The organism is Pseudomonas sp. BF-RE-22, assembly GCF_019956155.1.
Lineage (GTDB): Bacteria > Pseudomonadota > Gammaproteobacteria > Pseudomonadales > Pseudomonadaceae > Aquipseudomonas > Aquipseudomonas migulae.
On sequence record NZ_JAHBDD010000012.1, the window covers coordinates 1 to 23,680 of the forward strand.

Consider the following 23,680-nt stretch of genomic DNA (forward strand, 5'->3'; position numbering starts at 1 on the left):
AGAGGAGGGGGCGTTGTTCACTCAGCGGCTGCGCTCGCCGGAAGCGATAGCGGCGTTGTCGGGGTTTATCAACAGGCATTGATATGCGATGACCGGGCCGGCCCTTTCGCGGGCAAGTCGGATCGCCGCACCGCTCGCTCCTACAGGGTATTTGTCGTGTTCGGTATTTGCGAATGCACATATCCTGTAGGAGCGAGCGGTGCGGCGATCCGACTTGCCCGCGAAGAGGCCAATCGAGACAACACATGTTCCAGATCAGAAACCAAAAAGCCCCGCCATTCATATGGCGGGGCTTTCTTTTTTCAGCAACTGATCACTCAGACGATCGGATCGCCAGCATGCAGGATCTTCATGCTGTTGCTGCCACCGATGGTGTGGTGTTCAGGAAGCGGGCGATGAGCGCTGCGTAGCTGACGCCGCTACCCCAATCGCCTAGTACCAGCACCTGCCCGTCTTTTTGCAAGGTCATAGTGTTAGCGACCGTGGAATGATTTTCGAATCGGGTTGAGCTCCAGCCTTTTCCGCGGCCAAAATCGGTATCCAATTTGCCGTTAATCAGGTAGCGCACCACCACGAACTCGGGGGTGTTGTCTTCTTGCCAAAACCTGCCTGATGCAATGATTTTTCCATCAACCAGTCCAACACCAAAAAACATCACCCCTTCTCCGAGGGATTGAAGCAGCACCTTTGCGTTATTGAATGTGGATTCAAACTCACCGTTTTCGGTGAGGCAGGCCAGCACGCCATGGCGTGGAGTTAACCCCCAACCTGCAACAAGAACACTTTTATCGGAGTACGGGGTGAGCTTTTCGAACGCGACGCCAAGGTTGTCGAATACTTTGAAACCCTTGTCTGCAAAGATCTGGTCGAAAGAGCCATCCTCATTCACACGAGCCACCATGCCATGACCTGCCAGTGTTCCGCACACGGTGATTTTTCCGTTGCGCACCAGAAAGTCGCTGATGGTGCTGTTGCCCCAGTGTTGATTGGTCACGGCGACATAGCCACTCTTGTTGAAGCCGGTATCATACGAGCCATCAGGGTTGAGCCGGATCAGTAACGCGACCCTGGCAATCCAGATCGGCATGTACATTTCCATGACCACATAGATTTTCCCCTCCGCCACCGTGCAAGGCCCCGAGGCGCCGCTGCTGGTTGTCGTCAGCGGTGTAGAGCCCAGACCAAGGCTCTCGGAAAGGTTGGCGGGCAGTTTGACCGTTAGCAGACCTTTCACACCGAAGCGTTCATCCACACGCCCGTCGAGATGAAGGCGAGCAAGTACCACCTCGCCTTTTTTCGTATCGATACCGGACAGCAGGATTCTTGTTTCACCCCCGACCGTCACAAACAGGATTTGCCGCAGATGGGTGTCCTGCATAGGGCCAAAACGTACGATTACGTACCCTTTGTTGCCAAAATCGACGTTCGGAGTGCCATCTTTGTGCAGGCAGGCAATACCTAACTTGTGAATGATGTCATCGCCGTCTGCATCGACGGCGCCGCCGACATAGATGTTGCCGTCGGGGCCTTCGACAATGCATTCGCCTGAAGTATCTCGGGCATCGAGGAAACGTAGAATCTTCTTACCGTCTTTATCGTCGCCAAATGTCGGGTCGAGATCACCGTCGGCGCGAGCGGTCAGGGCTGTGTACTGGCTCATCGTTCTATTCCTTTACTTGGAGTTTCCGGAGTGAGTTATCCATAGAGAACTGCCAATGACAGGCCGCAACAGCCAAGCGTGAGAAAACCTTGATGACAGCGATAGCAGGTGGACGGAGTCGATTAAAGGGGCTGAACGCAAGGGCGTCTACTGTCAGATCTGACAGGTAAGAAGCGGTAAACCATCTATCAGACTGCTTTTAAACAAAAAAAAGCTCCGCCATGTAAATGGCGGGGCTTTTTGCTTCAAACGGTTTCATTGGGGTCTGCCCGTTCATCGACACTGTCAACTTTGACAGTAGCGTCTCCATGTCGGTGAGGGTAATGAGAGGGAAGTTGTTTTCTGGTGCCGCTATTTTACAGCAGTGTCACTGCTACAAAATGGATTGATAACGCTGATGCTCAATGCCATGCATACCTCACTGGATTCATTCACTCCGAAGGTATTATCAGTTGATCCTCGTGGATTGGCAGTCAGGATGATTGACCACCATCGTGCGCAAACAGGCTCGCCAGCAATGTCTAGAGTCACTCGGCAGAAGCATGACTGGCATGGCCGCTTGAGCGCCTCTATCGACCCTCGACTCGGGCGTCAAGCAGAGTCGGACCCGGCAGTGAAGGATAATTTTTGCAGCCATTTCAGCTTGTCCTCGGCGACGGTTTTTTCTGAAAGTGTTGATGCAGGTTGGCGCTTGATACTGTTCAACGAAGCCGGCGAATCAATAGTTTCCTGGGACAGTCGAGGGAATTTTCGACAGCTAACACATGACACGATGAACAGGCTTGTCGCTATGACAGAAACCATGCCGAATCAACCATCGGCAGTGGTTGAGCGTTTGAGCTACGGACACTCCGATGGCGAGTCGGCCAATCGAAATCAATGCGGACGACTCATTCGGCATGACGACACCGTTGGTAGCGAATTTACATCGGAGTTCGGAATGCTGGGCGCTCCTTTGGTGCAAGCACGACGGTTCACTGATTCCGTGCTCTCCCCGGACTGGCCTTTGGATGAAGAAGAGCGAGAGACGTTGCTTGAGCAGCAGCGTTTCATAACACGTTGGGACTTGAGTGCGCTGGGTGAAACACTTCGACAGATCGACTCCCGACAAAATATCCAGCGCAATATCTTTGACCTGACGGGAAACCTGAAACAAGCGCATCTACAGATCAACAGCGCAATCGAAAAGCCTGTAGTCGAGTTCATTGGCTACAACGCAGATAACAGGATTGTGCGCGAAGTCGCTGGTAATGGCGTCATTACCACTTGCGAGTACGATGATTGTAGTGGGCGGCTTGTTCATTTGCATTGCGCAGCCAATGTTCAACGGCCATTGCAAAGTTTGCGCTATGCATACGATCCGGTCGGTAATGTGGTGGAAATAAATGACGAGGTCACGGCGCCGGTTTACTTTCGCAATCAGCGAGTCGACCACCGTTGCACCTATGGCTATGACTCACTCTACCAATTGATTTGGAGTACGGGATTCGAAGCGCTCAATGCCCGGGACTCAGCGCAGGTGGCCAACTTTCGTGAAGACTATGAATATGATGAAGCCGGAAACCTGCACACGCTGGTGCATGCCGGTGGCAACCAGTACACCCGGCGAATGGTCACTGCGACTTACAGTAATCGCAGCCTTGCGGTTTACGACGATGATGTGCCTGGCGAGCCGGAAATTACCGCTGGTTTTGACCCTAATGGCAACAGCCAAGCCTTGTTGCGCGGACAGGTGCTGGAGTGGGATGGCAGGAATCAGTTACAGCGTGTGACACCAGTGTTCAGGTCCGATGAAGAAGACGATAGCGAAGTATATGGCTATGACAGTCAAGGGCAGCGTCTGCGTAAATCCAATACCCGTCTGAGCAAGTTCGGGAGTGTGATCCGGGAGGTTCGTTACTTACCAGGCATCGAGCTGCATACGGACTCAAATACTGGCAAGGCGCACCAGAGGGTCATGTTAGTGGCAGGGCTAACCAGGGTCAGCGTGATGCATTGGGAATCGGAACCGCCCTCGGGGATGGAGTCAGAGCATTGGGGTTACAGCCTGTCAAACCACCAGGGATCCAGCACTTTTGTATTGAGTGAGACAGCGCAGGTGCTGAGTCAGGAGTGTTATTTACCTTATGGAGGAACAGCGTGGTGGGTGGATAATGGGAGCGCTCATTCCAGTTACAAGACCATTCGCTATTCAGGAAAAGAACGCGATGCCAGTGGGCTTTATTACTACGGTTTGCGCTACTACGCACACTGGTTACAACGTTGGATCAGCCCTGATCCAGCAGGAGTTATTGATGGGCCTAATCTCTATCGCTTCGTCAGAAATAATCCCGTCACTCTGTTGGATACCAATGGCCTGGCTCCTGTCAGTCTGTTGTATGGATTTGAACACGCTAGGACTAGGGTACTGCCCAACCTTGTGGCAGCGTCCCCACAGCAGAGGTTTGTACGCATAGATGAAATTAATGATGCCCTGCAAATAAATATGGAAAACGCAGCTAAGGATTTTGAGGGGCTCAATGAAATGGTCAGGGACGGAGTCGAGATTGATGATGACAACATTGATTACTTCTTAAAAACCACCCCGAGTTATGGGGCGGCGCGTGGCGATGCCAAAAAAATTCTGCAAGGTTGGTCCGACTATTTGAAAACGCATTCCGCAGCGTTTGATATCAAGCGCAAACTTCAAACCTACGAAAACACTAATGAAAAGGATGTCTCCCAATTCTGGAAAAAAAACCTTCGTGAGTCAGTGAGTGAGCAGGAGGTTCAAGACTTCACTGCGGTGCTGCGAAAGGATCCAGGGCAGTTATTTTCTCAGCGAGATACCAGTTCTATCAGGGCAGGAGATGCAGTTATCAACTGGCAATTCAGGCAATTTTCAAAACTCGCACTGGACTGGGCGACCGGTACTGCAGATCTTGGTGAGGAGGCAGGGGTGGTGTTTCTTGATATTGTTGCCCGCTCCCCCCATTTTGTTTTCAAAGAGTTCTCTGAAAGCGTTTTTATGGCCAAGAGTTACAAGGAGTCAGGAGCTGAACTGGGCAAATCCTTCAATCCAATAACGCATTCCGAACGACGCCATCTACAGCGCAATACACTGACGCTCGACTCAAATTATGCGAAACGAGTCAGGTTCGTAAATCTTGCTCAAATCAGGAAGATGGAAAATAACTAATACGCAACAAACTGCAGGTGTAAAAAAGCCCCGCCATTCACATGGCGGGGCTTTTTGTTTTCAACAACCGATCACTCAGACCATTGGATCGCCAACGTGCAGGATTTTCATCCCGTTGGTGCCGCCGGTGGTGTGGTAGCTGTCGCCCTTGGTCAGGATGACCCAGTCGCCTTTTTCCACTACGCCACGCTTGACCAGTTCGTCGATTGCCGCCTGGCTGACTTCGTTTGGAGCCAGCGAAGCCGGGTCGAACGGAATAGTGTACACGCCACGGAACATTGCGGCGCGCGCCTGAGCTTCGCGGTGTGGGGTGAACGCGTAGATCGGCACCGAGGAACGGATGCGCGACATGATCAGCGGGGTGTAGCCGCTTTCGGTCAACGCGATGATGGCCTTCACGCCCGGGAAGTGGTTGGCGGTGTACATGGTCGCCAGCGCAATGCTCTCGTCACAGCGCTGGAACTCTTTGCCGATGCGGTGGCTGGAGGTCTTGCTGGTCGGGTGCTTTTCAGCGCCGACGCAAATGCGCGCCATCGCTTGCACCGCTTCCAGCGGGTACAGACCGGCAGCACTTTCCGCCGAGAGCATCACGGCGTCGGTGTAGTCGAGCACGGCGTTGGCTACGTCGGACACTTCGGCGCGGGTAGGCATCGGGTTCTGGATCATCGACTCCATCATCTGGGTCGCCACGATCACGGCCTTGTTGTGGCGGCGAGCGTGCAGAATGATCTTCTTCTGAATGCCCACCAGCTCGGCATCGCCGATTTCCACGCCCAGGTCACCACGGGCCACCATCACGGCGTCGGACGCATTGATCAGGCCATCGAGAGTTTCGTCGTCGGCCACGGCTTCGGCGCGTTCGATCTTCGCCACCAGCCAGGCAGTACCGCCGGCCTCGTCGCGCAGCTTACGGGCGTATTCCATGTCGGCGGCATCGCGCGGGAAGGACACGGCGAGGTAGTCGACTTCCATCTCGGCAGCGAGCTTGATGTCGGCCTTGTCTTTCTCGGTCAGGGCTGGAGCGGTCAGGCCGCCGCCGCGACGGTTGATGCCTTTATGGTCGGACAGCGGGCCGCCGATGGTCACGGTGCAGTTCAGTTCGGTGGCGGTGGCGGTATCGACGCGCATCACCACGCGGCCGTCGTCGAGCAGCAGCTCGTCGCCCACGCCGCAGTCTTTGACCAGGTCCGGGTAGTCGATGCCGACCACTTGCTGGTTGCCTTCGGTCAGAGGATGGCTGGTGGAGAAGGTGAATTGATCACCGATCTTCAGCTCGATCTTCTTGTTGGCGAATTTGGCGATACGGATTTTCGGACCTTGCAGGTCACCCAGCAGGGCAACGAAGCGGCCGTGCTTGGCAGCGAGGTCACGCACCAGCTTGGCACGAGCCTTGTGCTCGTCGGGGGTGCCGTGGGAGAAGTTCAGGCGGGCGACGTCCAGGCCAGCCAGAATCAGCTGTTCGAGAACTTCCGGCGAGTTACTGGCCGGGCCAAGGGTAGCGACGATTTTGGTACGACGGACGGACATGCAAAGACTCCTGAGTTCAAGCGCTGAGTGAGGCTACTATGCTCCGTGGGTGTAGTCATTGTTCATATGCACTACTTATTCGTTTTTATCTTTAAATGAACATTCCTGAAGATTTTCGCCCACGGGTCGATACAGAGCTCAAGACAGGAGAACCCTCATGCGATTCGTGCTCATAGCCGCCCTTGCCCTCAGTGTCGTGGGCTGCACCCGTTTTTCGATGAACCATCATTTGAATAATGCCTACAGCGCTTATGACCGTGGCAATTGCGAGCAAGTGACGCTCGAACTGTCCAAAGTCGAACGCGCCAGCCGCGCGCGGCCTTATGTGTGGCCAGAAGTGTCAATGCTGCGCGGCTTGTGCCTGGAACGGCAGAAAATGTTCGTGGATGCGGCGCAAACCTACCAGTTCATTCAGGCGTCGTACCCGCAAAGCGAGTACGCCTACCGCGCCCGCGCCCGTCTGGAAACCTTGCAGTCGCTGGGTCACTACCCGCTGCGCAGTGCGGCAGCGGTGCGCCCTACGCGGTTCTGATTGCAGCGGTCATTCAACCACTGGCTCACCGGCGGTGGTGAGCTATAGTCGAATAAACCGGTTTAGAGCCTGGTTTCTAAATCGACGTAACACCTGTGATCGGCAGGCGTAAGTGGCAGCGGTTTCATGGACTGCCGCACCGGGATCGGGGAGAGCGCGTTCATTGCCTGGCCCTTGTTTGATAACGGCAGGCAGGCCCGTTCCGAAGCATTAGTGCGGCCCTGCTTAAGGGCCTTGCGTAGCGAAATCAGCATGTTCACTGACCGCCGGATCGAGCGGCATCAACTGCCGTATTTTCTGAAAGTGTTCAACAGTGTCACCGACAAACCGATTGGTTTCCTGGGCAACGTCTCTGAAGACGGGCTGATGCTCATCAGCCAGTTACCGATGATGATCGGCGCCGATTTTGATCTGCGCCTGAAAATCCCCATGGCCGATGGCTGCCAGCAGGTCATCGACCTCAAGGCCTGCTGCCTGTGGTGCCACGAAGATGCGACACCTCACCACTATGACGCCGGGTTCAGCCTGCAATGGGCACCGCCGGAGTTTGGGCAATTGGTGGAGGCGTTGAAGCAGTACTTCAGTTTTCAGCCGTTGCCGGCGTCTGCGTGAAACTTGCGGTGCATTTGTGATCGCTTTCGCGAGCAGGCCTGGCACATCCCGAACTCGGAGACTTCAAAACGCGCTGTCGGCCAGATGGAACAGAAGGGAATTGTGGGAACAAAAGTCTTACTGGCAAGTGGGTCTTACGGATCGGTGAACAGTGCTGGTCATTGATCAAAACCGACAGGCGGTAGCTATTTCTCAGGGTGTCGAGTATCTACCTGTTATTTCTGACAGTAGCCAGATGCTTTAGTAAGGAGGCTAAATAGCAACAACAATGGTGCGCTGCATTTGTTCCCGGAGCACCGCCTGCAAAAAGGAGAAACCCATGGTAACCCCTCTCGTCATGCCACCTAATGAATTCAACTTGGCGAAACCGTTTCCCTACCCGCGCGATTCATTACCTCAACCAAATACGATTGTAGCCAATCCGCTTAGACTTAGTGGATATACTCATTATGCTGGGTATCCGAATGCAGTTGCCGCAGCATTTCCCCATTATGAAGATCCAAGACAAAGCACCGTCTATCTTGTGGGTGCGCCTTATGATGTTTCGGTATTAGTAGATCCGGGTCCTATGCGGATGCATCTTTTATTCACGTGGATTCACGACCATGAGAATATAGGGGGTAAAGTGGAATTTTTTGTCGATGATATATATGTTTTGACGCCTCCATCCTAGTTTCATTCCCGCAAACTTTTCTTTCAGATATCTGCGGAACAATTGAATCTCCAGAAACATTATTTTGCGGAGTAGCCCGTAAGGAATTTTATCGCGCGTCGAGTTAGCAATACCGTTCGTCGTGACTGTCAGTTTTAACAGGTAGAAGTCGCGGTATACACAGCGTAAAAAACAACTCAAGACGACAACAGATTTGCCTTTCGCATTCCGTTCCTCCCAGCCTCGCTCGCAGGAGAAGTTCAATGAGTAATAGCCATTCCAACCCTGCCCTTGAGCAGCTTTTCAGACTTACTCTTGACACTGACGAACCCTCGGTAATGAGTCGGTGCCAGGGTTTCATTCAGGAAGGCGGGACGGTATTCGACCTATTGGACATGGGGCCACAGGGCATTGTAAAAAAGTTCGATGTGCACCTAAAGGACGTCCATGGATTCCTGAAACAGGCCACTGTCCTGGCGGTCCATGCTGCTCGCGAATTCAGTGAGTATCAGTTGGTTCTTCAAGGCCCACCCAATCCGCTCCACCATACGGGGATCAAGCCGCCAGGAGACTCGCCGACATTCGATGATCTGTTCAAGCCTGACTGGGAAAACTGCACCCCTTCGCAAAGTCCGGATGCACATAATGGCCCGTGCGCTTATCTGGTCAGGTTGTATGAGTTGGCCCGTCAGCTGGAAGCCGATGCGGGTGGCGCTCCAATTAAAATCAGCAGTCGCAGGCCTGATATCGGCACTATGTGTCTCGACCCGACAAGCCTGTATCAGGTCAAACGAACGATCTCGATCGTCAACGAAGTCATGGAATCAATCATTGAAGCCTCTGTTCCGCTTCAAGCTGATCATGTGGTTGATGATTTGATGCTGGAGTCGCGGTACCCGTTCCCCAGTATGCCGTTCGAGTGGTACTTCGTGCAGTGGAGTCAGGTACTCCAGCAATTCAATATATTGTTGGGTGAGGTGGTACGGACCATTGATCCTTCAGCTCCGTATTTCAAACAGAAAGGCGCGCACGGGGCGTCTTCCGATGTGGCGCTGCGTCAATCCAGTTGCGTGGGCCCTGTGGGGCAGCTATTGCTGACAGAGAATTTCAAGTTTCCCCAGACTAACCCTGCCGGGAACGATGATGCAGCGCCTGACGATGGCAAGCAGCGAATGATAACGCTGGGTACACCGTATGAGGATTTCATAAAAGAGAATTTCGACACAACCCCTTCAGCCATACTGGACTCAGTGCACTTTTGTCATAAAACGTCCATTGATGCCGAGGCGTTGACTGCCTTCTTTTCAATCGAAAACTACGCAACCAATCGATCAAAAAATCAGACAATTCTGAGCAATCCATCCTTCGGGCCCGCGCAATTTGGTTCTGTCTTCATCAACGATGGCCAGGATCCTGCCTTGGGTTTGAGTCCTGCAGTAAAAGGTTCGACCCGTCAGTTGACCAATACCCGCGAAAATCGCCTGGAGCGCATCAACCGAATGTTGCGTCTGGCACGTTGGCTGAAGTTGTCCCACCAACAGTGCGATCAACTGGTAGTTGCCGCCAACAGGGCCGAGCAACGACTGGACTTGCAAAGTAACGCTGATCCGAAACCCAAGCCATTGCGGATTACCAACAATACGCTGCGAGCGATTGGACTGTTTCAGGAGTTCCATAAGGAGTTCAAATGTACGGCTGAAGAATTCGCCGCGATGATTGACGAAGTGTCCCTGTTTGGTGCTGGAAAGGAACCAGCTCAGTTCGACCTTATTTTTAACGAAAAGGCTTACTTTGATGCTCCGTTGATAGTTGACGATGGTGCTTTTTTTATCGATGCGCAGACGCGTGCGGACAGGCGCACCGTCGATCAAATATGCAGTGCTTTGGGGCTGAACCAGGAAGCCTGGCGGTACTTGGCTCGAGTGGTTGCCAAAGGGCACAATTTGACCACGCAGTTGAAGCGCAGTCTGCCCATTCTTTCGTCGCTCTATCGCATCGTGAAGTTGGCTTCCTTGCTGCAAGTGACCCCAATTGAAATGGTCGCGTTGCTCGAAACCCTCAGTGATCGTGGTGCGGGCGGGGTACTTCAGAAAGTCACCGGAGAGGCGCGCATCTCGGTAAGTGGGATCACGGGAGATGGTGACATTTTAAGCGTGATGCGAGCCGCAGCAGATTGTGTTCAATGGTGCCGGGAGAATGATCTGAGCGTGCTCTTCGTCGTTCAGATGGTGTCACCTCTGACACCACCGCAATTGCCTACCGCAGCTGAAACAAGTTTGCTTGAGACATTACATAAACGTTTGCAGCCAGTGTTGTTCACAGAAGACAAGTTGCTGGAAGCCGGTGTCCCACCTAGCCAGAATTTCGAATATACGGGTTGGCTGGATTTACTGAAAGAGTTGGTCGACTCCCGCGGAATGGTGATGGCTTCTGCCGCTAATGACGGGGAGGAGTACGAGAGGCTTGCCCGCGCAGAAATCGAATTCGCGGTGAGTGAAGAAGAACTTCATCGAGATGAAGCCGAACGTGTGGTGTCGATCATTTTGGCCATACTGCTGCAAATCCAGGCTGCCCAAAGTGCCGTGGTACAGGAAACGTTGTCCGTCTATCTGGATTGTTCTCAGGATTTGACGTTGCCACTGCTCAAGTGGGTGAGTCAGGGTGGCGTTCCGCTCTTGCTCACGGAGGCAGCACGAGCCTTGAATGCCGTGACTTCAGGTGCCGATAAAGTCAGGATCGGTGACGAGGTATTGTCGTTGCTGGCGCATTTGGTGCGCCGCGCGGCAGTTGTAAAAAAACTGGACTTGAGCTCGGCGATGCTGGTCACGCTGACCACCCGTGACAACTGGAAATGGTTCGGTCTCCTGCAAGCCAAGGACCTGACGCTGCACACGATGTACAAACTGACGTTGTATCGGCGTGCAGTGATTCATACCGAGCAACCCGCCGAACGATTGCTGGACTATTTAAAGCTGGTCAACAGTTTGCCGAGCATTTTGACCGCCGAGGATCTGCGGCTGATTCGCGACTCTGCTGCGACTCAGCTGGCCCATGTGTTGAGGTGGGGGGTAAGGGAAGTTCTCGAATGTATCCTGTTTCTTCTTCCTGCCAGACCGGTTGTTCAGAGTTTTGATGTTTTGGATACGTTGCTGCGTATTCGCGGTCTGGCTGCGCGCAGCGGCCTCGATGCGAAGGCCATCATCAAGCTGGGCGAGCTAACGCCTGACAGTGGCAAGACTGCTTATCGCGCTGCGGCAGAACACATGATGGAGTCCTTGTCCGAAACCTCGGTCAAGGGGGACGACCAGTCGTTTGGCGAGTTGGGGCAAAGCAATACTGCAGAGATCAACTGTATCGGTACTCCGCTTATTGCCAATGCCGGTGAACAGGTAGCCTTGATCGAGTTGAAAGTGCGTGACTTGACCGATAAACCTTATGTAAATCTCACCGTGAGATGGAGCTGCGATCGGCCAGGTTTGCTCGATGAAGAATCCTTTACTGATCAAGACGGACGTGCCGTGGCGCGGTTCAAGGCTGGCAGCTGGATGGGAGTCGCGCATGTGAAAGCCGTCTATGGCTTGCAACAGGTAGCGATTGCCGAAGTCGTGATCGATTGTGATGAGCGATCGCTAGGGTTTGATCTGGACAGCCTTCGCGTTGACACCAGAGACTATCTGGCGGGTGGCGTTGACTTCATCCCTGTCGAAGTGAAGTTGGTAGATGATCACCATAATCCCGGTGTCGGTCGTACTGTGGAGTTTGGCGGTCTGGGCATCCTCGCCGATAAGTTGTCGGCGACAACGAATGACAAAGGGATTGCCGGGGTGCGCGTCACAAGTATGGAACCTATTGAGAAGGCGACGTTGCTTGTTCGTTACAGCACGCTCAGCCCGAAACTGATACGCAATCTAACGTTCGTTGGTCAGCCTTCCATCAGATTGTTGGTGGCCGAGAGTATGGCCGTAAAAGGGATGGAACTGATCCTGCGATGCCATGTGATTTTGTTAAGTGGAGCCGTCGCTCCCGACGTCGATGTAACGCTCAAGTACGGGGACAAGACTCTTGGCCCATTCAAGACTGATGCAAACGGAGTTGTTCGGTTCACCGTGCCCGGGTTTGAGGCATCAGGCATGCAAACATTCACCGCCGCGGTCGGAGCAAGTGAACAAGCCTTGAAACTCTACGTGGCCGATGGCGCAGTAATACACGGCCAGGCGACGGATTATCTCTATCCGGTAGCCGGAAAAGAGTCCTCTACTTTGCTGTGGGTGAAAGTGCTTGAGAAAGCGGATAATCAGGCCCGTCCTGTGCCCAATTGTTCAATTGCATGGACGGTAGAACCGATCAATGAGCCTGAAGCTGGGCGTTGGGCCTCTACCATTATCTTGACGGATGAGAATGGGCGCTCTGCCTATCCGTTCGAAGCCATGGAACCGGGAAAATACAAGGTCACCGCGCAGCGCACGGACAAAGTTGAAGAAACCGTTTCGTTCTTGCTGGATGTAGTGCCCGCCATTGATTGGCGTTATGAGTGGGTCGATCTGAGTCTGCCTGACAAACCTTGCCTGGAAGCGCCTCTGTTGTTTGTCAGAGGTCATGAATATCGCCTTGATGTTCACTTGCCAAAAGACGTGGATCTTGGAAATGCCCGCGCGATGCTGAGTTGGACAGGCGATTTTTCCGCCAAGGCACTGGGCTTGAATTTCACGCCGCTGACAGGCGCATACGTACAGATCAAATCCGATGACCTGAAGCTCAGCTGGATGATCAAGTGTGCTGATGAACGTAACGGCAGTTTCAAACTGACGTTCTTCTGCAATCGCCTTAACCAGCGCCTGGAATTACCGGGACGCCTGGATGCTCCGCCTCCTGTCCTGACCTATCCAGAAGATGGGGACCAGAAGGTTGAAGTCCAGCCACTGCTGACCGGCTTTGGTAGTGCCTACGCGGAAATAAGTGTGTTTGAAGGACGGAACAGTAAGACGCGTCTCGCTCAAACCAGTGTGAATGCCCAGGGTGATTGGTCGGTGAGGCTGGCAGAACCGGTACCTCTTGATTCCCATGTGTTCTCGGTCATGCAACGTCATTTCGATGGCAGTACAGCTTGGGCGCCGGACGCGCATGTCAAGGTGACGAATTTCATCGATAAACCACACATTATCAGTCCGCTGATGAACGCTAGGGTAGGGCCTTCGTCCTGGGTTGATGGGGTGGGTTTGCCTGGGGCGGAAATCCGATTGTTGAATAATGTGGATGACGTTGAAATTGCCAAAGGCATAGTTGCTAAGGACGGTCACTTCAGGGTGCAGTTTTCTCCACCACTCGCGAGTGGGACCTTAACGTTCAAAGCGGTATTGCGTGTGAATGATGTAACTTCTGACGCCTTGGAAAACTATCTCGTAGAGGTGGTTGATCGAGGTTGATCAAGCTGCTGCGATATTGTGTGGCCTGAATTAGGGTAATTGACTAATAGTATTTAACTGAATGCTGCGGTAGCGTTTTTTTCAAATTCCGAAGAAGGTATTTCGAAAGGGATTATAAAATGGAAAAGTCCATTATTGGTGTGCTTGATGAGTATCGCAGCGAAGCGCTGGCCGACTTTTATCGTGCAAAGGTGGCCCCCGCAAAATCTGGAATTCCAGAGCTGTCTTCGCTGGAAGATCTGTTTCAATACTTGTTGCTGGATACTCAAGTCAGCTCATTGGTGGACTCGTCCCGAGTGGCTGAAGCCATTGCTGCAATGCAGGTCTATATTGGCGCGATTTACTGCGGTATGGAGCCCGGCCACCAAAGGGACTTTTCCAAGGAAGAGTTGGAAGCCTGGCATAAGCGTTATTGCAATATTAGTGATTGGGCGGGTTATTCAACTCTTGAGTATTATGCAGAGAACTATATAAATCCGAAGATGCGCCTGAACAAAACGGCTTCCTTCAAAGCTCTGGAAGACGATCTTGCACAAGCCAGTGTGAGTAATACGGCTGTGCAGAAGGCCCTTTATGAACACCTTAAAAGGTTTGTGGAGACCTGCAATCTCGATCTGATATCTGCTTATATAGATGAAACCGAAGATGGCAGCGAGCAGTTCAAGAACGCGGTGTATTATTTTTTAGGTCGTCGTCGGGAAGAACCCTGTGGTTATTATTGGCGTAAGGCAACTGTTGAGCTAAAACAGGAAAGCAAGTATCTGCATCCGGCATGCTGGAGTGAATGGCTGCCTATTGATCTACCGCTAGGCCCTGACGTATTGGCCATCCGGCCTGTTTATTTTGCTGGACGGTTGATGGTCGTGTATGTCGAGGGCATTCGTGACCCGGATCTGCACTTTGAGAACGGTACAGTCGATCCGGGTCAGTGGCATCTGGAAATGAAACTGGCCCAGCTGGCGATCAATGGCCGTTGGTCACTTCCCACCAGTCTCGGAAAAAAGGACTTCTCGGTTGTATCCAAGGATTCCGCGCGTCTGCTGGCGGTCACTTTTGGAGGGGCGAGCAAATACGTGGATGATGTATTGGCCGTTTGCTTTACGACAACGGATGTACCTATCGAGTCGTCGAAGGACGCCATGTGGAGGGCTGACGAAGAGAAGCCAGGGTGGATGTTTGCCTCTTTGAACTCAAGGTTCGAGCCGCAAGATGCTCAGGAGGAAAGTCTCGAAGTATTGATCAATGGGCGATTTTCGAATCCCATGGCATTGCAACATCAGCTGCACATAAACGAGCGTTCCCTCGTACGCCAGTCGCTTGTTCCGGCATCGGTGTCCACAACAGGTGACTCCACACAGGAAGGATTAATCAGTAAGTACATATCGACCAATATAAGTTTAAAAAGTCGATTGGATATAGTCGGTGGGGAGGAGGTGATTACTAATGTGTTGCAGGTCCAGGGTGTGTGTGAAGTTGATAGGCCTGACTATACGTTGAATCATTTGGTGTTTGCTAATAGTGCACATGTCCTATCATTTATGACCTATTTTGAGCTTTCAAAAGTCGGGGCGAAAGGCATCAAGCTGACTTGCCATCATCAGGGTAAGATAGGCTTTGGTTTTTCTTTGTATTTAGAAAATGAAGGTGCGGAGACTGCCGATGTACTGGTATCGATTACCGAGGCTGATTTTGTCAGTACGGCGTTTGGCGTTAAGTTGATAAAAGATATTACGCTGACTCATGCTCAACTGGAAAGACTATGGATGCTGTCATCCAGTAGCGTTCGTAGCGGCGCTGGCTTTTTCATCGCTCATGGTTCGTCCAGCGCTGCCAATGAGGTGTTTTTAGGCAATTCCGTTAATAGGTTGGAGGTGCAAAAAAAACCAGAGACAGTGCAGATGGAGCTGAAAATAATTGATGGAGGCATTGTTGCGGCGGATACCTGGAAAGGCACCGTTGAATTGAATGGTTGGCGGCAGTCTGGTTGGATTGAACATAGCTGGACAGGTAATCCTGTCAACAAGAGCTTCGATATAGTATGGGGTCAAAGCAGCGACGGAGAGTATGGTCGCAATCGTTATAAGCTGGAAGTGTTGCAAGTGCCAAATACCAGTCCCGTGCCATTGATCAGCAAGCAGGGTTCCGGAGGGCAGTTTCTGGACCTGCGGCCATTGGGTACCGATCTGAAATGGGTCCAGCTTAACTCTACCTTTGGCGATAAACTTGTCGCTAAAGCGGCGATTTCCATTGACGAAGTATTGTCCAGATCCACCCAGTTTACTCACGAGCCCGCGCCTTGGGAGTCCGATCAGGCACCGAATCCATTGACCATTCCTATGGACTTCAACAGTGCCCATGGCATGTTTTATTGGGAGTTGTTTTTTCACCTGCCGTTTTTGATCGCCTATCGACTGGCTGAAGAGCGCAACTATCGAGAGTCACAAAACTGGTATCACTACATTTTTAATCCACAGCTGCGGGAGAACCGTCCTGGCGCAATGGTTAACAATGAGCGTTATTGGCTCTGTCGGCCTTTGCTGGAACCGGGAGATATCAGTTTTGTTGCCAAAGACCTGGTGGACCCCGATGCCATCGCCTTTGCAAAACGCATTCATTACCGTAAAGCGATTTTTATCGCTTATGTGCGGTGCATCATTGCCCATGCCGATTCGCTTTATCGGCATTTGACCCGCGACAGTCTGGCGGCGGCAAAACTGCAGTACGTCCGTGCTCTGTTTCTGATGGGGGATGCTCCCAAAGCGAAGGCTATGAGCCATTGGGAGCCGACTAGTGTGGACATGATTCTTGCCGGTCGTCAGGCCGGCACTCACAGTGCATTGGACAACTTCAGTCGTACCCTGGACGTACAGGTGGCAAATTTGCCGGCACGAATTTCCGGGTTAACTGATTTTTCGATTATCAGAAAAGATGTTTTCCGCCCCATAGCCAATGAAGATGTACTGGGTATCTGGAAGTACATCGACAACTGCCTTAGCAATATGCGCAATAACTTGACGATCGATGGCAAGCAGTCGTCCATCCCTCTATTTGCTGCACCGACAGACCCGAAGAAGTTGCTTCAAGCTCAGGCAGGTGGATCGTCCGGTGCATCCCGCAGTGCGGGGGGCTGGCGCAATATTCCGCACTATCGGTTCCGGGTCATGTTGAGCACGGCCCAAAACGCAGTGCAAACACTTATCAGCTTTGGCCGCGAAGTCCGACAATGCATGGAAGCGCGTGATCGAAGTTTGCTCGAGGAGCAGTTGCAAAAGCAGCAAATTGAACTGGGAGCCTACACCAGGGCGATCCAACAGGAGTCGCTGAAACAACAGGAGGAGTCGCTGAAGTCGCTGCAGGAAAGCAAGAACGTGATTGATGGGCGCATCGATCATTATCGCCAGTTGCTTGATCAGAGGGTGTCTGTGGGGGAAAGCGCGGCGCTTGAGGACCAGATGGCAGCCAGGACTGAAATGAGCGATGCGAGCCAGGCTTACATCGCAGAAGGCTACGCTAACAATGTGCCGAATATGGTGATCATGGGTGTAGCTGCGGGTACCGGCGGCGTCGTACTCGGTGGCTCATTTCGAGCAATGGGACTCATGCTGGGAGGCGCGGCGGAAAAAGAACTGATTGCCGCGGACAGGTCAGCGACCAACTCTCACTATGGACGCAGATCGGAAGAGTGGGGACTGTCGCTCACTCAAGGTGAGCGTGAAATGGAAGTGTTGGAGGTGCAAATAGAAGCACAGATGCATGCGGTCAATGCTGCGCGAGCCAGCCTGGAACATGCGGAAAAAGCCAACGCTCATGCTCAGGATGTGTACTCGTTCTATAAAACCCGTTCAACCAATGTCGAATTGTACCGCTGGCTATTGAGCCAGATGGCTGTGCTGTACTTCCAGGCATACGATGCAGTCGCCGGATTGTGCGTGAGTGCCGAAACCAGTTTTCAGTACGAAATGGGCGACTTCGATTCGCAGATCATTCGCCCCAATATGTGGATGGATAACTACTACGGCTTGTGCGCTGGCGAGTCCATGCTGTTTGACTTGATGTCGCTTGAGAAGGAGTTCCTCAGTCGAAACGAGCGTCGCCTGGAATTGATCAAGACAGTTTCTCTGCGTCAGCTGTTTGAAGCGGGCGAATTTATTAAGCCGAAAAAAGACTGGGATAACGTACTTAAAGGAATAAAAGAGACAGGGAAATTCGACTTTGAATTTACCCAGCAATTATTTGACTGCGATTATCCAGGGCACTACTGTCGCCAGATTGTCAGCGTTTCGATAACTCTCCCGGTTGTACTTGGCCCTTACAGGGATGTATGCGCAACACTGACGCAAACCGCCAGTACCACGGTGCTTAAACCAGACATTGGGATACTCGATTACTTTTATGGCGACAAGGATCAAATGCCGCCACCGTATGTTCTTTTAAATCTGCGCAGCCATCAACAAATAGGCGTCAGCCGCGGAATTGAGGATGCCGGTTTGCATCAAATGATGTTTGGTGATGAGCGCTATTTGCCCTTTGAGGGGACGGGTGCGGTATCCAGATGGCAACTGCACTTTACACGGCACGACACGCGACAGAAGGCCTTGATTGACAGCTTGACAGATATCATTGTCGAGGTTCGTTATCTGGCGAAGGCGGGAGGAAACGACTACACAAATGCAGTGATGGACCTGTTGCCCGGCTGAGTGGCCCTATCAAATTCGAAGCGTTTCGAATACTACAACAGCAGTTAACAGAGAAAGGTGAGCATCATGAGTGCAGAAAAAATCCGTGGTCGTAATCTGGTACAAAGCGGGAGGTTTCCTAGTGGCTGGGACACGAATTGGCAGCGCGTTGGTAGCGGCGGTGGGGAGGGGTGGTATGAAAGTATTTTGTACGGAAACTTTTTGATGTTGAACGGGAAAAGAGTCTACTCGCAGTCTGTTCCAACGGAATCCTTTACGGATTCGCAATTTGCGCAAGTTGAGTATTTGTTGGGCTTTCAATATGAAAACAAGGGCGATGGTCCAGGCTCGAAGGTTATTCTAAGGTTCAGTAACGGTACGGAGGATTCGATTGATTTAAGTGGGAAGAAAAAAGACTTGGTGGAGGACGAAAGCTGGAATCCTTATCTAAGGCATACCCTCACTGTGCTTCAGACTGATCAATCTTTTGCTCTTCAAATTCATGGTGCCGACATTACGGGTGCAAGAGGATTGCGGACTACCGATTTTGATATTCAGATCGAGCTGCCTCCATTTAAGTTAAAGAAACTCACCGTAGATGGCTTTGAGCATCGAAGACCGGATTGATGTGTCGATATGAGTGATATCCACCCATTCGTCCAAGTGAAAAAGCAGTCAAGGAGCTCCACTGCGTTTCCAGGCCAGGTACTGTGTCACCAATTCTGGTCCCAGCTCTCTGGGGCGGACATCTTTTACCGGAATTCCATGGGCGACCAAGCGTTCATGGAGTTCTGCTCGTGAGTTCAAATAGTCAACTGTTCCGCTGTAGTTCAGTGCTTCCGACAAGGTTTGCACCGTCATTTGTCGTGTGGTGTCGAGGACCTCTTCGCGCATGCTTGCTATCAATACGCGATGTTGCTTGCTCAGCCGTTGAACAGCGCTTATCAGTTCCTCATTGTCTTCATCCCGCAGGTTAGTGATCAATATCACCAATCCTCGGCGCTTCTGTCGGGCCATTAATTGGCTGATGGCAGCCTGATAATCAGAGGGGCGCTGGCTGCTGTCCAAATCGTAAACAGCATTGAGTAGCACGTTGAGCTGACCGGCACCTTTAACCGGAGCGAGATAGCGCGGTTGATCGCTGGCAAAGGTGCTCAGGCCCACCGCATCACCCTGGCGCAATGCCACGTAACTCAACAGCAGGCACGCATTCAGCGCATGATCGAAATGCGCCAGTTCGCCGTCGTGACTGCGCATGTGTCTTCCGCAATCGAGCATGAAAATGATCTGTTGGTCGCGCTCATCCTGATACTCCCGGGCAATCGGTGTGCGCTGCCGGGCGGTGGCTTTCCAGTCGATCTGGCGCAGGCTGTCGCCTTCGCGAAATTCCCGTAGCTGATGAAACTCCATACCCAGGCCACGTCGTTGCCGTTGGCGTACGCCGAGCTGGCTGAGCCAGTTGTCCACCGCCAGCAGTTGGCCGCCGTAGAGGCGGGCGAAGTCGGGGTAGACGCGGGTGTGGTCGGTGACGCTCAGAAGCCGTTTGCCGGACCACAGGCCCAATGGGCTGGGCAGGTTGATTTCGCAGTGATCGAAGCTGAAGTGGCCACGTTTGAGCGGACGCAGGCGATAGCCGACCTGGCTGTGCTGACCGGGCTGAAGTTCGACTGACAAAGGGAGGTTTTCGAAGTTCAGGCCGTCAGGGACGTGGTCGAAAATCTGGACCGTCAGTGGTTGGGGAAAGTTGTGCTCGACTTCCAGTCGCACTTCGCTCCAGCGACCGAGGGCCAGGCTGCCGGGCATTTGTCGTGTTATCCGGGGCGAGTGCAGGCGCGTGAGGCGCAAAGCATCGAGTATTGCCAGGGCCAGTAGCGCCAGCAATAAACCCCACTGGATCGACAACAGGCTTGAGGGCAGCGCAATGTCGAGTGCGCGCAAGGTGCCCAGCACGATGCCGATGGCCAGCAGGATTGCGAGCCAGATCAGCAGCAAACGCGAGGGTTTCACAGGCGTGGCGCCGGCACTTGATCGAGCAGTTGCCGCAGCACGTGATCGACCTCCAGCCCTTCGATATCCAGCTCCGGTGCGATGCGTACGCGATGGCGCAACACGGCAAGCGCGCAGCCCTTGATGTCATCCGGAATCACGAATTCGCCGCCGCGCAACAAGGCGCGTGCTCGTGCGCAGCGCACCAGTGCGATGGACGCCCGAGGCCCGGCGCCGAGGGTCAGGCCGGGCCAACTGCGGGTGGTGCGGGCCAGGCGCACGGCGTAGTCGAGGACCTGATCGTCCAGCGGCAAATCACTGGCGATGCGTTGCAAGGCCAGCACGTCCTTGGCTTGCAACACGGTGCGCAGTGGTTGCACATCGAGCATGTCGGCCCGGGTCGAACGGCTGACCTGACGCACCATGTTCAGCTCTTGTTCGGCGTCGGGGTAATCCATGCGCACCTTGAGCATGAAGCGGTCGAGCTCGGCTTCGGGCAGCGGGTAAGTGCCTTCCTGTTCGATGGGGTTTTGCGTGGCGAGCACCATGAACGGTTGCGCGATGGGCAGGGCGCGGCCTTCGAGGGTGACTTGCCGTTCCTGCATGGCTTCGAGCAGCGCCGCCTGGGTTTTCGCCGGGGCGCGGTTGATTTCGTCGGCGAGCAACAGGTTGGTGAACAACGGCCCTTTGCGCAGTTTGAATTGCTCGGTTTGCAGGTCGTACACCGCGTGGCCGGTGACGTCGCTGGGCATCAGGTCCGGGGTGAACTGAATGCGCGCGAATTCGCCACCGAAGCAGCGGGCGAGGGCGCGCACCAACAAGGTCTTGCCCAGCCCCGGCACGCCTTCGAGCAGCACATGACCGCCGGCAATCAACGCGGTGAGTACGTCATCGATCACCGTGTTCTGGCCGATCACGGCTTTTTGCAATTCAACTCTTATCGCTTGGGCCAGATAACTGGCGCGCTGGCGTTGCTGCTCGGCATGGCTCGGTGCGCCGGGCTCGATCTGTTCACTCATACCTTCCGGAGCCTCCCTAACTGTTAGTAACGAATTATCTTCCATAAATCAATCGCTTACCTGATCTAACGGTTTTGTATGACCTTCTGGCCAATACGCATTCCTGGTACCGGAGGCGAGAACCAACCTGGTGCGGGTATCGCAACTAAAAGCATCGGCCACATCTTGAAAGCGACCGATGCTCTAATCGACCTAGAAGGGCGATTCCTCTCCAAAAAGAATCTTGATCGCATCGGTATGACCTGGAAGGGCCTGCCTGATGTTGCTTCGAAGCTTCTCGTCAACCTCTTTGTGAAGCCGGATTTTACCAATGGCCAACGCAGTTATGAATTCCATGGAAGCATCACCCCGTTCGAAACCATGGCCCTGAACAACGCGCAAAATGATGTCGGCCATAGACGCGCTGTGCGTTTCATGGGCGCTGTAATCAAGCTCAGTGGGCAGCGCAGCTCTGAGGAACGCCCCTTGAATGATCCCATCGTCGTAGCGAGAGAATATCTCGGGAGAGAGCAGTACCTGTTGAAGTTCACCCGACTCCAGTCGCTTCGATTGATCAATTTTGGCGCTTTTTCGAGCGTTCTGCAGGATCCACACAATCGTCAGGAAAATATCTGTACATGCGGCCACAGTGACATCGTTAGCTCCGCTGACAAAGGCGAAGCCTTTTGTAAGCTTCATCTGACCCGGTTGGTAGCTGCTCGGCCAGAACGCAGCCTCGGAAAGCCCGTCAGTAGTAGCCTTATCGAAAGCCTCGATACGCGCTTTTACAACGTCAGATACGCTCTCCTCTCCAAATGAAAGCAACCGGTTGAGCAACTTCTGTTCCTGGTGCCAGTGATTGTTGCAAGCGAGGCTGGCAACCGGAATTTCGATGAAGGATTTGAAGACATACTTGCGACTTCCTTTCGGTGGCTGCGTGAGGTTCGAAGCAAGCTCATCCATCAGCTCATGCGAGCGGCCCAGTAGGGCACCTACGAGGTAAATGCGAGTACCAGCCTCTTGGGCAGACCTGAGGCGGCGACTGATGCTCAGGAGCAATGTGCCTCGTTCTGCTGCAGCGGCAACGATGATCACTGACCCGTTGAATTTGGTCTTAGGGTCGAAGGCTGAGGCGCTTACCACTTCACAGTTAAGGCCCCTTGCCTTGAGGAACGCCAAAGCATCCATGGCCATCTTCTGACTGGCACTGTCATCGTCATGGATGATGAGCGACGTTGAGGCAGGAGACTCCTCCATGAGCATTTTCTCGAACCATTTCTCGAAATCCCCAGTGCGCACAAGCTTGTCCTTGTCGACCTGCACGGTTCTGTAGCGTTCTCTTTGGGGTATTTGGCTAAAGCACGTGAACAAACCTTTGCCCATAAACGAGAAAAACTTGGTCTGAAGCCCTTCTGGTAGATGACCCATGCCAATGTTGAGCACCCGAGTTTCGGTGTGCTGTGCAACAAATCGTTCGCCATGGATGCGAATGAGCTTACGACCTTCGGTTGACTCACGCTCGGCTACGGTTTCGAAGTCTTCGGGCTTCTCAATGGCATGCAGCACGGTGCACGAATCAGATTGACTGACGAAAGACAGGAAGGTCGCGACTCGGGTGGGTGGAGCGCCGTTGACCTTCACCCACTCCTTGGCGAGACCACAGTTGGTGGAGGCCGAGATCAGACATAGTGATGCGGCTGCATCGACCAAGCTACCATCGCTCAAACCGTCGTGTGAGTGAAACGACTTGATGCTGGAGATTGTTTGGTTGCCGAATTTCGTTTGGAATAGCTGGATCGAGAGCGCCACTGGCAGGAACGCCATGGTGTCCAGGTAAATTGTCTCAGGCTCGCTCATGCCGTCGCTGGAGGCATTTTTGATTACTTTGAGGCAGGAGAACGCCAAGAAGTGCGAATGGAGCGTTTCAGTAAGCAGGTTCTCAGCGCGGATGAAATAGTTGGACGCGCGTGAGGAGGGTTTCGAGAACAAAAAACCAGCAGGCGCTTTAGTCAGCACGGATGTGCATTTGACGAGCTTTCGCATTCCAGCCTGGACAAAATTCTCGGTGGCTCGGGTTATGAGCTTGCCGATACCCTTTTCGGCGCCGGCGACTTTTACATACTTAGAAATTTCTCCGTGCTCGTTGAAAAAAGAGAATCCATAAGATGGTGACCCGCCGTTGGAGCGTCGCTCCAGAGCAATCGCAATGGCTGACGACTTGTCAGCACACTGATCCTTGATCCATGCGCGATGACAATCGGGTACTAAAAAGGTGACATGATCCGGCAGGATGTATTCGTTTAGCCGATTCTGCAGGGCTTCGGTGATATGAGCGTCTGTGATTCGCTCTGGGCCGTTGAAAAAAACCACCACTTGCGCTGGTTCAGCGGTAGGGGAAGGGGTCAGGGTTACTTCAAAGTCGAACAACTCAGGCAT

General features: G+C 53.1%; 12 protein-coding genes and 1 pseudogene. 8 read left to right on the forward strand and 5 right to left on the reverse strand.

Annotation, left to right across the window (positions count from 1 at the left end; genetic code table 11):
* A pseudogene (locus KGA82_RS08945) lies at positions 1-82 on the forward strand (enoyl-CoA hydratase); the annotation flags it as partial.
* A 267-nt stretch (positions 83-349) separates the two neighbouring features.
* On the opposite strand, the gene KGA82_RS08950 reads toward KGA82_RS08945, so the two are convergent.
* Positions 350-1,660: a delta-60 repeat domain-containing protein gene (locus KGA82_RS08950; protein ID WP_223450138.1), complete on the reverse strand. Its 1,311-nt coding sequence runs from the start codon at positions 1,658-1,660 to the stop codon at positions 350-352.
* Positions 1,661-2,057: 397 nt separating this feature from the next.
* Between KGA82_RS08950 and KGA82_RS08955 the strand changes: the two genes are divergently transcribed.
* A complete protein-coding gene (locus tag KGA82_RS08955) occupies positions 2,058-4,838 on the forward strand; it encodes an RHS repeat domain-containing protein (RefSeq protein WP_223450139.1) in 2,781 nt (926 codons plus the stop codon).
* 75 nt (positions 4,839-4,913) lie between these two features.
* On the opposite strand, the gene pyk is transcribed toward KGA82_RS08955, so the two are convergent.
* Positions 4,914-6,365, reverse strand: coding sequence for a pyruvate kinase (pyk, locus tag KGA82_RS08960; RefSeq protein WP_008031711.1), 1,452 nt, complete (start codon positions 6,363-6,365; stop codon positions 4,914-4,916).
* 157 nt (positions 6,366-6,522) lie between these two features.
* Between pyk and KGA82_RS08965 the strand changes: the two genes are divergently transcribed.
* The 6 genes from KGA82_RS08965 to KGA82_RS08990 all read left to right on the forward strand — a co-directional run bounded on the left by KGA82_RS08965 (position 6,523) and on the right by KGA82_RS08990 (position 18,887).
* Positions 6,523-6,897 carry a tetratricopeptide repeat protein gene (locus tag KGA82_RS08965; RefSeq protein ID WP_008031709.1) on the forward strand — a complete coding sequence of 125 codons (375 nt, stop codon included), beginning with the start codon at positions 6,523-6,525 and terminating at the stop codon, positions 6,895-6,897.
* A gap of 252 nt (positions 6,898-7,149) precedes the next feature.
* The gene (locus KGA82_RS08970; protein ID WP_032828936.1) at positions 7,150-7,509 is read left to right on the forward strand and encodes a PilZ domain-containing protein; all 360 of its coding nucleotides are present in this window, start codon (positions 7,150-7,152) and stop codon (positions 7,507-7,509) included.
* Positions 7,510-7,828: 319 nt separating this feature from the next.
* Complete coding sequence (locus KGA82_RS08975) at positions 7,829-8,182, forward strand: hypothetical protein (protein WP_223450140.1); 354 nt, start codon at positions 7,829-7,831, stop codon at positions 8,180-8,182.
* A 242-nt stretch (positions 8,183-8,424) separates the two neighbouring features.
* Positions 8,425-13,584: a Tc toxin subunit A gene (locus tag KGA82_RS08980; protein ID WP_223450141.1), complete on the forward strand. Its 5,160-nt coding sequence runs from the start codon at positions 8,425-8,427 to the stop codon at positions 13,582-13,584.
* Positions 13,585-13,703: 119 nt separating this feature from the next.
* On the forward strand, positions 13,704-18,281 hold the full coding sequence (locus KGA82_RS08985; RefSeq protein ID WP_223450142.1) for a neuraminidase-like domain-containing protein: 4,578 nt from the start codon (positions 13,704-13,706) through the stop codon (positions 18,279-18,281).
* A gap of 66 nt (positions 18,282-18,347) precedes the next feature.
* On the forward strand, positions 18,348-18,887 hold the full coding sequence (locus tag KGA82_RS08990; RefSeq protein WP_223450143.1) for a hypothetical protein: 540 nt from the start codon (positions 18,348-18,350) through the stop codon (positions 18,885-18,887).
* 48 nt (positions 18,888-18,935) lie between these two features.
* On the opposite strand, the gene KGA82_RS08995 is transcribed toward KGA82_RS08990, so the two are convergent.
* The 3 genes from KGA82_RS08995 to KGA82_RS09005 form a co-directional block, all read right to left on the reverse strand.
* Positions 18,936-20,267, reverse strand: a complete 1,332-nt coding sequence (locus KGA82_RS08995; RefSeq protein WP_223437218.1) for a DUF58 domain-containing protein — start codon at positions 20,265-20,267, stop codon at positions 18,936-18,938.
* Positions 20,264-21,265 carry an AAA family ATPase gene (locus KGA82_RS09000; RefSeq protein ID WP_008041951.1) on the reverse strand — a complete coding sequence of 334 codons (1,002 nt, stop codon included), beginning with the start codon at positions 21,263-21,265 and terminating at the stop codon, positions 20,264-20,266. Before KGA82_RS09000 ends, KGA82_RS08995 begins: the two co-directional genes overlap by 4 nt.
* A 192-nt stretch (positions 21,266-21,457) precedes the next feature.
* A complete protein-coding gene (locus tag KGA82_RS09005) occupies positions 21,458-23,680 on the reverse strand; it encodes a hypothetical protein (protein WP_223450144.1) in 2,223 nt (740 codons plus the stop codon).

What these genes read in the sequence shown, in the direction of transcription:
- KGA82_RS08950 (WP_223450138.1), bottom strand. Translation starts at nt 1,660, where the DNA reads ATGAGCCAGTACACAGCCCTGACCGCTCGCGCCGACGGTGATCTCGAC.
- KGA82_RS08955 (WP_223450139.1), top strand. Translation starts at nt 2,058, where the DNA reads ATGCTCAATGCCATGCATACCTCACTGGATTCATTCACTCCGAAGGTA.
- pyk (WP_008031711.1), bottom strand. Translation starts at nt 6,365, where the DNA reads ATGTCCGTCCGTCGTACCAAAATCGTCGCTACCCTTGGCCCGGCCAGT.
- KGA82_RS08965 (WP_008031709.1), top strand. Translation starts at nt 6,523, where the DNA reads ATGCGATTCGTGCTCATAGCCGCCCTTGCCCTCAGTGTCGTGGGCTGC.
- KGA82_RS08970 (WP_032828936.1), top strand. Translation starts at nt 7,150, where the DNA reads ATGTTCACTGACCGCCGGATCGAGCGGCATCAACTGCCGTATTTTCTG.
- KGA82_RS08975 (WP_223450140.1), top strand. Translation starts at nt 7,829, where the DNA reads ATGGTAACCCCTCTCGTCATGCCACCTAATGAATTCAACTTGGCGAAA.
- KGA82_RS08980 (WP_223450141.1), top strand. Translation starts at nt 8,425, where the DNA reads ATGAGTAATAGCCATTCCAACCCTGCCCTTGAGCAGCTTTTCAGACTT.
- KGA82_RS08985 (WP_223450142.1), top strand. Translation starts at nt 13,704, where the DNA reads ATGGAAAAGTCCATTATTGGTGTGCTTGATGAGTATCGCAGCGAAGCG.
- KGA82_RS08990 (WP_223450143.1), top strand. Translation starts at nt 18,348, where the DNA reads ATGAGTGCAGAAAAAATCCGTGGTCGTAATCTGGTACAAAGCGGGAGG.
- KGA82_RS09000 (WP_008041951.1), bottom strand. Translation starts at nt 21,265, where the DNA reads ATGAGTGAACAGATCGAGCCCGGCGCACCGAGCCATGCCGAGCAGCAA.
- KGA82_RS09005 (WP_223450144.1), bottom strand. Translation starts at nt 23,680, where the DNA reads ATGCCTGAGTTGTTCGACTTTGAAGTAACCCTGACCCCTTCCCCTACC.